Annotated in this window: 14 protein-coding genes and 1 riboswitch; of the genes, 12 read left to right on the top strand and 2 right to left on the bottom strand. The window is 36.1% G+C overall.

Annotated features, from left to right (window positions below; genetic code table 11):
• Positions 1 to 192: 192 nt before the first annotated feature.
• The 4 genes from metG (at position 193) to IGL28_RS10915 (ending at position 4,698) form a co-directional block, all read left to right on the top strand.
• A complete protein-coding gene (metG, locus tag IGL28_RS10930; RefSeq protein ID WP_010720780.1) occupies positions 193 to 2,202 on the top strand; it encodes a methionine--tRNA ligase in 2,010 nt (669 codons plus the stop codon).
• A 571-nt stretch (positions 2,203 to 2,773) separates the two neighbouring features.
• The gene (locus IGL28_RS10925; protein WP_081128504.1) at positions 2,774 to 3,367 is read left to right on the top strand and encodes a type IV toxin-antitoxin system AbiEi family antitoxin domain-containing protein; all 594 of its coding nucleotides are present in this window, start codon (positions 2,774 to 2,776) and stop codon (positions 3,365 to 3,367) included.
• Positions 3,368 to 3,379: 12 nt separating this feature from the next.
• Entirely contained in the window at positions 3,380 to 4,222 is an 843-nt protein-coding gene (locus IGL28_RS10920; RefSeq protein ID WP_034700623.1) for a nucleotidyl transferase AbiEii/AbiGii toxin family protein, read from the top strand.
• A 278-nt stretch (positions 4,223 to 4,500) separates the two neighbouring features.
• Positions 4,501 to 4,698 carry a P-loop NTPase fold protein gene (locus IGL28_RS10915; RefSeq protein ID WP_081128506.1) on the top strand — a complete coding sequence of 66 codons (198 nt, stop codon included), beginning with the start codon at positions 4,501 to 4,503 and terminating at the stop codon, positions 4,696 to 4,698.
• A gap of 72 nt (positions 4,699 to 4,770) precedes the next feature.
• Here the strand turns inward: IGL28_RS10915 and IGL28_RS10910 are convergent, their stop codons facing one another.
• Positions 4,771 to 5,397, bottom strand: a complete 627-nt coding sequence (locus tag IGL28_RS10910) for a helix-turn-helix domain-containing protein (RefSeq protein WP_232088600.1) — start codon at positions 5,395 to 5,397, stop codon at positions 4,771 to 4,773.
• A gap of 344 nt (positions 5,398 to 5,741) precedes the next feature.
• A riboswitch (FMN riboswitch) is annotated at positions 5,742 to 5,875 on the top strand.
• 109 nt (positions 5,876 to 5,984) lie between these two features.
• Here IGL28_RS10910 and ribD point away from each other — a divergent pair.
• The 4 genes from ribD to ribH are packed head-to-tail and all read left to right on the top strand — an operon-like array spanning position 5,985 to position 9,315.
• Positions 5,985 to 7,058 (top strand): bifunctional diaminohydroxyphosphoribosylaminopyrimidine deaminase/5-amino-6-(5-phosphoribosylamino)uracil reductase RibD, encoded by a 1,074-nt coding sequence (ribD, locus tag IGL28_RS10905; RefSeq protein ID WP_081128508.1) that lies wholly within the window; start codon positions 5,985 to 5,987, stop codon positions 7,056 to 7,058.
• The gene (ribE, locus tag IGL28_RS10900; RefSeq protein WP_081128510.1) at positions 7,043 to 7,663 is read left to right on the top strand and encodes a riboflavin synthase; all 621 of its coding nucleotides are present in this window, start codon (positions 7,043 to 7,045) and stop codon (positions 7,661 to 7,663) included. The genes ribD and ribE overlap by 16 nt, the downstream gene beginning before the upstream one ends.
• Positions 7,660 to 8,835 (top strand): GTP cyclohydrolase II, encoded by a 1,176-nt coding sequence (ribA, locus tag IGL28_RS10895; RefSeq protein ID WP_081128512.1) that lies wholly within the window; start codon positions 7,660 to 7,662, stop codon positions 8,833 to 8,835. Before ribE ends, ribA begins: the two co-directional genes overlap by 4 nt.
• Positions 8,836 to 8,853: 18 nt before the next feature.
• Positions 8,854 to 9,315 carry a 6,7-dimethyl-8-ribityllumazine synthase gene (gene ribH / locus IGL28_RS10890; protein WP_010720773.1) on the top strand — a complete coding sequence of 154 codons (462 nt, stop codon included), beginning with the start codon at positions 8,854 to 8,856 and terminating at the stop codon, positions 9,313 to 9,315.
• A gap of 179 nt (positions 9,316 to 9,494) precedes the next feature.
• Here ribH and IGL28_RS10885 read toward each other — a convergent pair whose 3' ends face one another.
• Positions 9,495 to 10,082, bottom strand: a complete 588-nt coding sequence (locus tag IGL28_RS10885) for a hypothetical protein (protein WP_010720772.1) — start codon at positions 10,080 to 10,082, stop codon at positions 9,495 to 9,497.
• A 172-nt stretch (positions 10,083 to 10,254) separates the two neighbouring features.
• Between IGL28_RS10885 and IGL28_RS10880 the strand changes: the two genes are divergently transcribed.
• From IGL28_RS10880 to rsmA, 4 genes are all read left to right on the top strand, one after another.
• Positions 10,255 to 11,574: an APC family permease gene (locus IGL28_RS10880; RefSeq protein ID WP_010720771.1), complete on the top strand. Its 1,320-nt coding sequence runs from the start codon at positions 10,255 to 10,257 to the stop codon at positions 11,572 to 11,574.
• A gap of 162 nt (positions 11,575 to 11,736) precedes the next feature.
• Positions 11,737 to 12,513, top strand: coding sequence for a TatD family hydrolase (locus IGL28_RS10875; protein ID WP_081128514.1), 777 nt, complete (start codon positions 11,737 to 11,739; stop codon positions 12,511 to 12,513).
• Positions 12,506 to 13,072 (top strand): ribonuclease M5, encoded by a 567-nt coding sequence (rnmV, locus tag IGL28_RS10870; RefSeq protein ID WP_010720769.1) that lies wholly within the window; start codon positions 12,506 to 12,508, stop codon positions 13,070 to 13,072. Before IGL28_RS10875 ends, rnmV begins: the two co-directional genes overlap by 8 nt.
• Positions 13,065 to 13,955, top strand: a complete 891-nt coding sequence (gene rsmA, locus IGL28_RS10865) for a 16S rRNA (adenine(1518)-N(6)/adenine(1519)-N(6))-dimethyltransferase RsmA (protein ID WP_034700610.1) — start codon at positions 13,065 to 13,067, stop codon at positions 13,953 to 13,955. Before rnmV ends, rsmA begins: the two co-directional genes overlap by 8 nt.
• The last annotated feature ends 139 nt before the right edge of the window (positions 13,956 to 14,094 follow it).

Here is a 14,094-nt window from a genome sequence, read left to right as displayed (position 1 = left end):
AAAAACGAAACTTACTGATTCCTAGGTTTCTTCTCACACACTATTAATTATTATAGCATGTTTTACTAGGAAAATAATAAAGAGGAAAGGCATTTGTTAGAGGGTAGCGAAAAAATCGTCGCAGTCTTTTTGATTTATGGTATACTAGCAAGGAAATGAATTCGCATCATGCGATAAAGGAGGAAGAGCCCCATGGCAGAAAAGGAAACTTTTTATATTACGACGCCAATCTATTATCCAAGTGGCAAACTGCATATTGGTAATTCGTATACAACGATTGCCTGTGATGCAGTTGCACGTTATAAGCGATTGATGGGCTTTGATGTGTTTTATCTAACTGGGGTGGATGAACACGGTCAAAAAATAGAAAAAAAAGCAGCAGAATTAGGTGTTGAACCACAAGCCTATGTCGATAAGATGGCTGCGGATGTGAAAAAACTTTGGAAAACGCTGGATATCAGTTATGACAAATTCATTCGAACAACGGATGATTATCATAAAGCGGCTGTTCAAAAAATCTTTGATCGTCTAGTTGAACAAGGCGATATTTATCTTGGCGAATATGAAGGCTGGTATTCTGTTTCGGATGAAGAATTTTTCACTGAAACACAATTAGCAGAAGTTTATAAAGACGAAGAAGGAAATGTAATCGGTGGGAAAGCTCCAAGTGGGCATGAAGTCGAATTAGTCAAAGAAGAATCTTATTTCTTCCGTATGAGCAAATATGCCGATCGTCTTTTAGAATATTACCAAGAACATCCTGAATTTATCCAACCAGAATCTCGTAAGAAAGAAATGATCAATAACTTTATCAAACCAGGGTTAGAAGATCTTGCTGTTTCCAGAACGACATTTAGTTGGGGAATCCCTGTGAAAGACGACCCTAAACATGTCGTTTATGTTTGGATCGATGCGTTATCCAACTATATTACTGCATTAGGTTACGGCTCTGATGATGATAGCTTATTCCAAAAATATTGGCCGGCAGATGTCCATATGGTTGGAAAAGAAATTGTCCGTTTCCATACGATCTATTGGCCAATCATGTTGATGGCATTAGATTTACCGTTACCGAAAAAAGTCTTTGGTCACGGTTGGTTGTTGATGAAAGACGGAAAAATGTCTAAGTCAAAAGGAAACGTGGTTTATCCAGAGATGCTAGTTGAACGTTATGGTCTCGATGCGCTGCGTTACTATTTACTTCGTGCTGTTCCATTTGGTTCAGATGGCGTATTTACACCAGAAGATTTTGTTTCTCGGGTCAACTATGACTTGGCGAACGATCTTGGAAACCTATTGAATCGTACCGTTGCAATGATCAATAAATATTGTGATGGAATCGTTCCTGACTATGCTTCTTTAGTGACGCCTTTTGATAGTGAATTATCAACAACAGCTGCAAATGTCGTCGGACGATATCATGATGCGATGGAAAAAATGGAGTTCAATACGGCATTAGCTGAAATTTGGGTCTTGATTTCTCGTGCAAATAAATATATCGATGAAACAGAGCCATGGGTTTTAGTCAAAGACGAGGACAAGAAAAAAGAATTAGCGAGTGTAATGATCCATCTAGCAGAATCATTACGGATCACTGCGATCTTATTGCAACCGATCATGACAGAAACGCCAATTAAAATCTTTAATCAATTAGGACTAGACCCAGAAACGATGAATCTTCAAGGCTTGCACTTTGGCGAATTTCCTTCTGGAACAAAAGTGGTTGCTAAAGGTACACCAATTTTCCCACGGTTGGACATGGAAGAAGAAATCAGCTATATCCAAGCGAAAATGTCTGAAGGAACACAAACGAATGAAGAATCAGTGAAATGGGACCCCGAAGAAACTGAGCTTGTTTCAACTAAAGACAAACAAATCAAATTTGATGTATTTGAAAAAGTGGAATTAAAAGTAGCTGAAGTCATCAACTGTCAAAAAGTTGAAGGAGCAGATAAGCTATTGCAATTCCGTTTAGATGCGGGAGATAACCAAGACCGCCAAATTTTATCAGGTATCGCTGAATTTTATCCTGATCCAAGTGAATTGATCGGCAAAAAACTAGTGATCGTAGCGAATTTGAAACCACGTAAGATGCGTGGACAAATCAGTCAAGGGATGATTCTTTCTGCAGAAGCACCCGATGGCACGTTACAAGTAGTCGAAGCGCCAAAATCAATGCCAAATGGTTCAGAAATTGGGTAAGATGAACATCCATATGATTTAGGTCAATAATCAGTAAGCGTGAATGGTGAGCCAATCATCATAAAAAGTAATGTAGTCAAATGATGTTGGTAAAGAATAATCTTAGAATAATTTGGACAGAAAGAAGAAATACTTCTTTCTGTCTTTTTTATTTGGTTGGTTTTAACATGACGAATCATAAAACGTCGCAATAACTGGACTTCTAACAAAAGATCCTAGAGGGGACGACAAATGACAATGTGGATATTCTTCGGGCGTGTATTGAAGAGTATCTTTGCCAATCAATTAAATTTGCCATTATATTTTTTTGTTAAATCATTTACCTCGAAATAGATAGTTAGGTTTAGAATATTTAAAGTCCTTCGATAAGCTGAGTATAAGCCATTTTGAGTCCTCCTATGAATTGATTCGTCAAATTAATTCTAAAGGATTCCAGGGTGTCTTTTTTACCCTTTTACATCATAAAAAAGATGTTGGCGAATTTCATCGACATCAAAGTTCATCTTGTTACGATTAAACTACCATGATATAATTTAAGTAGTGTATTTGTAACGAAAGAAGAGGTAAGTAAATGCAAGATAAATTGAAAGAATTGTTGGCTATTCGCGATGGAAATTTATCTATGAAGGAAGCCAGAAAATTTGGAATCGCAGCAACTACTGTACAAAGATTGGTGAATAAAGGAAAATTGATCAAAGTTGATCGTGGTTATTATGTAGAGGATGGTCATGGAATAGATGATTTATTTTGGCTTCAGCAACGATTTTCCAGGGGAATCTTTTCTCATGAAACGACTTTAGATATTTACCAGCTTTCTACGAATATGCCGAAATTCATTCATTTAACTTTTCCCCATGGATACAATGTTGATCGTTCAATTACAAAAGAGCAGCAGTTACAATTTCATTTCGTGAAGAAAGAAGTTTATGAGCTAGGAAAAATAGAGGGAACTTCCTTCCAAGGGAATCCTATTACTATGTATGATAAAGAGCGTACACTTTGTGATATTTGGAATCCGAGATATGAAATTGAATACGAAATGAAATTAGCAGCATTAAAAGAGTACATGGAAGATCCATTGAGAGATCCGAGCAAATTAAGAGATTATATGACAAAACTACATGTAGAAAAAGAAATGAAATACCACATGCAAAGCTTATATTAATGGAGGGAAAAGATGACACCGACACAATTTGCATCAAAAACCAGAAATTTAGCAAAGAGTACAGGGCTAAATGCACAGTTAGTACAACGGCATTTTATGATGGATCGTTTAATTGAACAAATTTCTGAATCAAAGTACAAAAATGACTTCATTTTGAAAGGTGGCTTTTTATTAGGATCAAAATATGGAATCGATAGAAGGACAACAATTGATATCGACACGACATTTAGAAATAGCAAATTAACTGAAGAAAAATTGAAGAATATTTTTAATGATTTGATTAGGAAGCCCACGAAAGAAGGTATTGTTTTCTCTATTCAAGGAATGAAGGAAACAAGAGAAGCCGATTTTTATCCTGGATTTCAAATTAAATTGGTGGCTAATTTAGAGAAAGTGCGTGTGCCGTTTAAAATGGACGTGACAACAGGAGATTCTATTTATCCTGAAGTAGATACACACTATCACCAATTAATGTTTGAAGATAAAAAAGTGGAGATTCCAGCTTATCCAACAGAACAAATTATTGCAGAAAAGCTAAGTGCTACGTTCAGCTTTGGTACAGATAATTCGAGAGTAAAAGATTACTATGACTTATTTACCATACCAAAATTAGAAAATATTGATACGAAAGAGTTATATAAAAGTGTTCGAAATACATTCACAAAACGTGGAGATACCGAATCTTTGTCTTTTTATTATGAAAGAGAAATGGAAAAGATCAGAGGAAATGACTACTTGGAAGAACAGTGGGAAAAATATCGTTCAGTTAACACGTTTGCGAAATCCATTTCATTTACAGATACAGTCAACGAAATTGAGCACCTAATGAAAAGCATGATTAAAATTGAAAATTGAGAAACGAAGAGATTAAGCTGATAAATAATGTAACTTTAGAACGTATAGTACCATAACTAAGTTGAGCAATAGGAAATAAATTGATAGTTAGTATTAGTACCAAATTGTGCTAAATTCTTATTTGGCAGCTATGTGAATCGCAAACTATTTTTACTATATATAATTCTAATGAACTGAAATATATTAAAAAAGATACACTTGGGAAATTTATTTCTTAGGAGGGGATTGTCATAAAGCAAATAGAGTTAGAAAGAATTGATACTACAGAAGCAGTAAAAATGTTTTCAAAATTAATTAAAGAAAAAAAGACATTTTTTTTAAATGGAACGTGGGGATCTGGAAAAACTGAATTTTTAAATAGGGTAAGCAATCAAGCAGAAGAAAAAAATTTTATATTTTTAAAATTGTGGGAGTTGAAAGATGAGATTGCCGATAGTCATTCAAGAATGTCGTTTTGGACACACCGACATTTTTGAATGACTATTGACAGTCTTTATCAAAATTAGGACTTATTAACTTGATTTTAAACTGACGAAATTAATAATAAATTAATTAGGAGAATAAGCGATATAAATATTTTTTAAGCGAGGGTATTCGATTAAATCGATAGTAAACACTCCATCGTATGGGATAAGTTTATTTGATTTCAAAGATTTATTTTTTGTTTTATAGAGGCTAACTGTCATTTCGTCAGCACCACTTTCTACATAATACCCAGCTTCATTTCCTGTGATATGTAAAATAATTTTTAATTGATGTTCTTCAAGAAAAACTTCCTTTATTTCATGTTTCTTTAAGGTGGAAATTTCAGAATTTTTTGGAAGAACATCCTTAACAAAACTTATCGTAGGTTTTTTTGGATATAAAAGAAAAATGATAGTCCCAATAGCCACTAATAGTAATCCAGCCAAAATAACAGAGATCTTTTTTATCTTTTTTTTCTTTGTTAAATCATTATCCACGGCTTCCATTATTTTTTGATCTTCATTCAAAGGATAATCAAGAGATACACCTAAAACATTAGATATATCAATAATTGTTTGAATATCGGGATAATTTCTACCAATTTCCCAATTTGAAATCGCTGAACGACTTACATTTAACTGTTCAGCCAAATCCGCTTGGGTCAAATTCATTTTCTTCCTTTCTTGTTTTAACAGTTTTCCAAATTCCATAAAAACCTCCTATATTTCTTTTTCCTTTTTAATTATATTTAAACATAAAAAGAGGTACAATTAGTCAGAAATTGTGGAATATGACTATTATCATGATGTCACAGATTGTGACTTCATACAATCGAGATAACTAAGTTTTTGTAAACGATTTCAAAAGACGTAAAATAACAAAGCTGATATTTAGGTAAAATGAATCAATTTTTAGGAGACTATTTTATAAATATGTAATACTTGTTCTAATCATATGATTAGCATTAAATAAACGAGGACGTCCATACGCCATTTTCTCTCTATTTTTTAGGTTGACACCATTAAGTTTTAAGAATATACTCTAAACGAATTGAATATTTCTTCGGGGCAGGGTGTAATTCCCGACCGACGGTGACGAGTTTACTCGAAGTCCGTGACCCACATTTTTGTGGTTGAGCCAGTGAGAATCTGGCACCGACAGTTAAAGTCTGGATGGGAGAAGAAAAATCGACTGAAGATCGGTTTTATTTGTATTAAAATCGATTATCTTTAGGTTTATTTAGTTATGCCCTGTGATTAATTTCGCAGGGCTTTTTTTGTTGAAAGGGGGAATTGATATGCACCAGTCTTTCATGATGGCTGCGATTGAAGAGGCAAAAAAAGGAAAGGGAAATACCTTTACCAATCCATTAGTTGGAGCAGCGATTGTAAAAGAAGGAAAGCTACTCTCACTAGGTGCCCATTTACAATATGGCGAGTCCCACGCTGAAGTAAATGCTATTCAAAATTGTGATTCCCCCGAAGAACTGTTTAATTCAACTCTATATGTTACCTTAGAACCTTGTAACCACCAAGGGAAACAGCCGCCTTGTACGCAAGCTATTATTCAGTCTGGTATCTCAACGGTAGTCATAGGTCAACTTGACCCAAATCCTTTAGTAGCAGGAAAAGGGAAAGAATCTTTACAAAATCATGGGATCAAAGTAATTGTAGGTGTGGAAGAAGAGAAATGTAGAGCACTGAACCCTTTTTATAACCATTTTTTTGAAATGGATCGTCCCTATATCACATTAAAACAAGCTATTACACTAGATGGAAAGATTTCTTTAAAGGAAGGTTCGCGGTACTCAATAACAGGTACAGAGGCAATCTCAAGAGTACGGAAAGAGCGAGGAGAACATCAAGGAATCGTAGTGGGAAGCGAAACCGTTCTAGTTGATGACCCTATTTTGTTGCCTGATATCGTAACTAACTTTCCATCAGTGCGCATTGTTTTGGATCGTAGAGGGCGAATTCTTAAAAATCCTAAACTCAATCTTTTTCAAACGACAACAAATCCAGTCTGGATATTTACGGAAAACCCTAAGATAAAGGAGCTGTTTCCCCATGTAACCATTTTTTATACGCCTAAGTTTTCTTTTACCTTCTTTATTGAGACCATGAGAAAAAGAGGTGTTCAGTCGCTGTATATAGAAGGTGGAGCGAAAATTCATGATGCTTTTTTAGCAGAAAATCTCTGGGATGAAGTCATCAGTTATATTGCGCCCAAACTTTTTGGTGGAAAAAGTCCGATGTCCTTTCATAGTGAACGTTTAGTTTCTAAAGAACAACAATTAGTATTTTTGGAAGTTGAACAGCTTGGAAAAGACATTCGAGTTAGGGGGAAACGAAAGCAATGTTCACAGGATTAATCGCCGAGCAAGGAAAAGTCAAAGAAATTAGACGAAACCAACAAATGATCCAACTCACTTTCCAAGCTTCAAACAGTATACTAAGTGATTACAAAATTGGAGATAGCATGGCAGTCAATGGCGTGTGTTTAACTGCTATTGAGGTTTCAAGCACATTTTTTAAAGCTGAAATAATGCCTGAAACTTTTAAACGGACTACTTTCTCCACCGTAAAAGTTGGAGAGAGGGTAAATCTAGAACGAGCAGTTTTGATGACGCAACGCTTTGAAGGACATTTTGTTTCGGGACATATTGATACTGTTACAAGATTGATCAAAAAAATAGAGAATCAAAACGCATTAATTTTGACGTTTGCTTATCCAACCAAATATGCAGGTGAAATCATTCCGCAAGGATCAATTGCAATTAATGGAGTAAGTTTAACGGTTACGGAAACAACAACAGCAAGCTTTTCTGTTAGCCTGATTCCACATTCTAAATCCTTAACAAATCTGGGGAATTTAGGTGTAGGACATCTTGTGAATATAGAAACGGATATCATTGGGAAATATGTAAAGGCACAGAGAAATAAATTTGAGATGTACAAGGAGAAGGACTTATTATGAGGAATATTACTGAAGCAATAAAAACCTTGAAAAAGGGCGGATTAATCATTGTAGCTGATGATGAAGATAGAGAATCAGAAGGAGATCTGGTTGGATTAGCCGAATATGTGACTCCTGAGGCAGTTAATTTTATGACAAAATTTGGTCGAGGATTAATCTGTGTGCCGATTTCTAATGACATTGCGCAACACTTATCTTTAGAAGAAATGACAACTCATAATACTGATGCATTTGGTACAGCTTTTACGATTAGTGTGGATCATAAACATACGAAGACTGGTATTTCAGTATTTGATCGAGCTACTTCCATTAAAGCATTGGCTGATCCTCATTCGAAAACAAGTGATTTTCTTAGACCAGGACATATTTTTCCTTTGATTAGTGTAGATGGTGGAACGCTTATACGTCGAGGACACACCGAAGCTGCAATTGATTTAGCCAAATTAGCTAATAGTGTAGAGGCTGCTTATATTTGTGAGATTCTGAAAGAAGATGGAACGATGGCAAGAATGAAAGATCTGACCCGTTTATCTGAAGAATGGCAATTACCCTTAATTACGATTGATGAGTTGGTAAATTATTTAGAAGAAAATAGTCATATAACCGTAAATTTACCAACAGATTATGGTGATTTCAAATTGACTATTTATGAAGACGGAGAAAAACGGGAGCATCTATTGTTAACAAAGGGAGATATTCAAAATAGTCAGTTTCCTACATTAGTCCGAGTTCATTCGGAATGTCTAACTGGTGATGTCTTCGGGTCTCAGCGTTGCGATTGTGGGGAACAGTTACATGAAGCGATGAGAATGATCGAGGAAGAGGGGACTGGAGCTATTCTTTATCTTCGTCAAGAAGGTCGCGGAATCGGATTGAGGAATAAGTTAAAAGCGTATCAATTGCAGGAAAAAGGATTGGATACTTATGAAGCAAATACTGAATTGGGCTTTGCTCCGGATGAACGGGATTATCACTTTGCGGCAGAAATTTTAAAATCAATTGGTGTAACGTCCATTCGTTTACTTACAAACAATCCCGATAAAGTAATAGAGTTACAACAAGATGGAATTACGATTGTCGATAGGGTACCAATTGAAACTGTTCCGAAAAAGGAAAACCAAGCCTATTTAAAAACAAAAAAAGATAAGTTTCACCATTACTTATCAGTATAAAAATAAAGGAGCAAGAAAATGACAATTTTTGAAGGAAATTATTCTCCAAAGGATCTTCGAATCGGAATTGTAGTCGCGCGTTTTAATGAATTTATCAATCAAAAATTATTACAAGGAGCATTGGATAATTTAAAAAGGCACGGTGTGAAAGAAGAACAAATTGATATTTATTGGGTACCAGGAGCTTTTGAAATTCCTTTTATTACCAAAAAGCTCAGCAAAAAGGACAGTTACGATGGGTTGATTACGTTGGGGACAGTTATCAGAGGTGCAACTACTCATTATGAATTGGTTTCCAATGAGGTAGCCAAAGGAGTCGCACATATTAACCTGGAGTCCAATATTCCAGTGATGTTCGGGGTATTAACCACGGAATCCATTGAACAAGCAATTGAACGAGCAGGGACGAAAGCAGGGAATAAAGGCAGTGAAGCTGCGCAAGGGTTAATTGAGATGATTTCTCTTTCACAACAAATTTAAGAATTCCTATTTTTTAGAGTATGATGAGTTTACTGTGTAAATAGCATTCTTCAGTTTACTAAATGTAACAAACGTAAATATTAATCTTAGTATGTTTTGCTTAAAATAGATACATTAAAGCGACCACCTAAAGTTAGAGCAAAAAATCTAACTTTAGGTGGTCGCTATACAAATTGACACTATTTTTTTGAGGGGATTTTTTTGAATCGCTCTTTTAAACGAGTTGGTAACAAGAAACTTAAAAGAGTAAAAGGTATCGATACAATGTACCAAAAAATCGTTCGGCCAATCCCATAGCGTTGGTAAAGTTTTTGCAACATCAAATGGAGTAGCACTAACCCAGCGAATAAACTGCTATAAAGGAACCAAGGATTATCGAGATGTGAGAGCGTCCTTAACGACATGATCATTGCAGGGTAAAAATAAAAGAAACCAGCAACTAAAGTGACTCGCCAATTTTTGGTGAAAGTACTGAGATTCAATAGAAAGAAAAGCGCAGATAAAATGATACCTAGAGGAGGGAAAAGGCTGATAAAAAAAGCATAAATGGCTCCCCATAGAATCATTCCGGGACCTTTGATCAGTGCAACGAGCAGAATCAAGCTAAACAACAAAAGCAACTGTTGAGTGAAAGTAGCAAGAATGAATGTCCCGAACAAAATCAGCGTGAACCAATGCCAAAGTGATTGTTGTTGTGATTTTCTGGAAATAGCAAAATGATCCTTTAGGAAAGATGCCAGTTTTGGGTAAGAACGATTAAATTCCATAATTGGTCCTCCTTTATCTAACCTACATTAATTATAAATGAGGAGAATGGAGGATTCATAGGTCTAAGGTGGTATCTTTCAATAAATTTACTGAAAAAAATGATGGTAAAACAAAATATTCTCCGTTATACTGAAAATTATATTAAAAACTGCGGGGAAAAGGGGAATGTGAATGAAAGGCAAGTTAAAACGAGAGATCAACTTATTTGGCGCATTAGCAACTGTTATGGGAACTGTAATTGGGGCAGGAGTTTTCTTTAAAACAGCGGCTGTTACGGCAAGTACACAATCGACTAGTTTGACCTTATTGGCATGGCTATTAGGAGGATTTTTAACGATCTGTGCTGGTCTAACGGTAGCTGAGTTGGCAACTGCGATCCCAGAAACGGGTGGTGCAGTCAAATATATTGAAGCCGCTTATGGAAAATTACCGAGCTTTTTACTGGGTTGGTCCCAAAGCTTGATTTATTTTCCAGCGAATATTGCGGCGCTTTCGATTATTTTTGCGACACAAATGACGAACTTATTACAAATATCTACGGATTATCTTCTATTAATTGCGATTATTACTGCTATTTCTGTTACTGGTTTGAATTTACTAGGAACAAAAGTGGGTACGACTGTCCAGTCTGCGACACTGATTATCAAATTGATTCCATTAGCTGTCATCGTTATTTGGGGACTGTTGACACCAGGTAGTGGAACGATCCAACTATTCCCATTTGAAGCAGGGAAAGATGTGTCGTTTGCAGAAGGCTTAAGTAGTGCTTTACTAGCAACTTTATTCGCTTATGATGGCTGGCTTGGTGTCGGCGCAATGGCGGGGGAAATGAAACGTCCCGAAAAAGATTTACCTAAAGCAATTATTTTAGGGTTAAGTTTTGTAACAGTGGTTTACTTATTGATCAACTTTGTTTTCTTAAAAACTCTGCCAATTGATCAGATTGCAGGTAACCTTAATGCCGCATCTGATGCATCAGCGGTTATTTTTGGAAATATCGGTGGAAAGATCGTGACGATCGGTATCTTGATTTCTGTTTATGGGGCACTGAATGGGTACACGTTGACCGGCATCCGTATTCCTTATGCGATGGCTTTGGAAGGTGAGTTACCTTTTAGTAAACAGTTAACGAAATTATCAAAAAAATTCACAGTGCCATATGTTCCAGCACTTTTTCAATTAGTGATTGCGTGCATTATGATGAGTTTAGGTTCATTCGACTTTTTAACTGATATGCTAATTTTTGTTATGTGGCTGTTTAGCTTATTGATATTTATCGGTGTATTTGTTTTAAGAAAAAAACAACCAGACTTACCAAGACCATACAAAGTACCTTTGTATCCAGTGATTCCATTGATTGCAATCTTTGGCGCTGTCTTTATTTTAGGGATGACTTTATTTACTCAAACAGCTTTGGCAATGATCGGGATCGTTGTCACATTACTAGGTATCCCAGTGTATTATTACAAGAAAAAACAAGACGAGCGTTAATTTAATAGTCATGTAAAAGGACTTAAGAGAGGAAACTTGCTTAAGTCCTTTTATTTACAACTAGAAATTTGCATTTCAATAAATTTGACCTGATTTTTGTCTTTCCTACTTCTGCCATAGCCACTTATATGCTAAAGTAATGAAGAAAAGGAGAGATAAAAAATGATATTTGATTCTCATACCCATTTGAATGCGGAACAATTTAATGATGATATTCCTGAAACTATTGAACGGGCCAAAGAATTGGGCGTGACAAAAATGGCGGTAGTAGGTTTCGATACCCCAACGATCGAAAAATCATTACAGCTTAGTCACGATTATTCAAACATATATAGTATTATTGGTTGGCATCCTACTGAAGCAGGAAGTTATACTAAAGATATTGAGAAAAAATTACAAGAGCAATTAACGATGCCGAAAGTGGTAGCGTTAGGTGAAATCGGCTTAGATTATTACTGGATGGAAGATCCGAAAGAAGTGCAAGCTGAAGTTTTTCGTAGACAAATTGCGATTGCGAAAGAAATGAATCTGCCGATCAGTATCCATACCAGAGAAGCGTTAGCAGATACTTATCAAATTTTAAAAGAAGAAGATATTCGTGATATTGGTGGAATCATGCACAGTTTTAGTGGCGATTTTGAATGGGCCAAACGATTTCTTGATTTAGGAATGCACATTTCATTTAGTGGGGTCGTGACTTTCAAAAAAGCGCAAGATGTTCAAGAAGCAGCCACTCATGTTCCACTCGATCGATTGCTAGTAGAAACGGATGCGCCTTACTTAGCTCCAGTACCTTATCGTGGGAAACGAAACGAGCCAGGTTATACCCGTTATACAGTTGAAAAAATTGCTGAATTACGTCATCTTCCGGTAGAAGAAGTGGCGCTCCAAACCTGGAAAAATGCTCATCGTCTATTTAGGATCGCTGAAAATGACTAAATTAAAAATCCAAGAAATTGTAGTCGTTGAGGGAAAAGACGATACTAGAAGACTCCAAGAAGTAGTCGACGTCGACACGATCGAAACGATTGGTTCAGCGATCAATGATGAAATACTCATGCAGATTGAACATGCGCAGGAAACACGTGGTGTAATCATCTTTACTGATCCTGATTTTTCGGGTGAGAAAATCCGTAAGACGATCATGGAAGTCGTTCCTCAAGCAAAACATGCTTTCTTACCTCGTCAACAAGCACGTCCCAAAAAACAAGGAAGTCTTGGCGTTGAGCATGCTAGTGATGAGGCCATCTTAGAAGCATTGAAAAAAGTAATCACCCCATCTTTTGAGGAAGACGAAACGGAAATTACTAGACAAGTGCTGATTTCTCATGGTTTAATAGCGGGAGCGCAAGCAAAAGAAAAACGTGAAAAATTAGGGGACGAATTAAGAATTGGTTATACCAATGGGAAACAACTTGAGAAGCGTTTAAAAATGTTTCGGATCACACCAGAGGAATTTGCCCAAGCAATGAAAAAAGTGGAGGAACAACATGAGTGAACAGCGTGATATTGCGACACCTTCTAGAACAAAAGAAATCTTATTGAAACATGGATTTTCATTTAAAAAAAGTTTAGGTCAAAATTTTTTGACTGAGCCAAATATCTTAAGAAAAATCGTGGAAACTGGCGAAATCGATCAACAAACAAATGTCATCGAAGTTGGTCCAGGTATTGGAGCGTTGACGGAACAACTAGCACGTAATGCCAATCAAGTCGTTGCCTTTGAAATCGATGATCGCTTGATTCCTGTGTTAAAAGATACGTTAGCTCCTTATCCTAATGTGACTGTTGTTCATCAAGATATTTTAAAAACTAATTTAGATCAGGCAGCAACAACCTATTTTGAACAAGCTTTACCGATCAAAGTTGTTGCAAATTTACCTTATTATATTACGACACCGATCATGATGCATTTTTTAGAATCAGATCTGCAAGTAGAAGAAATGGTTGTGATGATGCAAAAAGAAGTTGCTGATCGTATTTCTGCTAAGCCTGGTACAAAAGCATATGGCTCATTATCAATCGCTGTACAGTATTATATGGAAGCATCTGTTGCTTTCATCGTACCTAAGACTGTTTTTGTTCCACAACCGAATGTCGATTCAGCTATCTTGAAACTAACCAGAAGAAAGCAACCAGCTGTAGCGGTTACTGATGAAAAGGCATTTTTCCGATTGACAAAAGCAGCGTTTCAGCAACGAAGAAAAACATTATGGAATAACTTACAATCTTCATATGGCAAAGATGAAGCAACGAAAGCTTGGTTAACGACTAGTTTAGAAAAAGCTAACATCGATCCTAAACGTCGTGGAGAAACCCTCTCATTAGCCGAATTTGCTGCATTAAGTAATGCAATGGAAGAGCTGAGCGAGAAAAATTAAGTTCTAATCTAATTCAATAAAGAAAGCAAAACGCCTAAAAGTCTAGCATGCTAGCTTTTAGGCGTTTTGTTTATCTAAGTTCAGGATAGTCATCACTAATTGAAAAAATAAGTAAATGACTCCTGTAGCCCGATTCCTG

Source organism: Enterococcus sp. AZ077 (assembly GCF_051714965.1).
Classification (GTDB): Bacteria; Bacillota; Bacilli; order Lactobacillales; family Enterococcaceae; genus Enterococcus_B; species Enterococcus_B hirae.
Note: the sequence above shows the minus strand (reverse complement) of the source record. Positions and strands in the feature narration are given on the sequence as shown.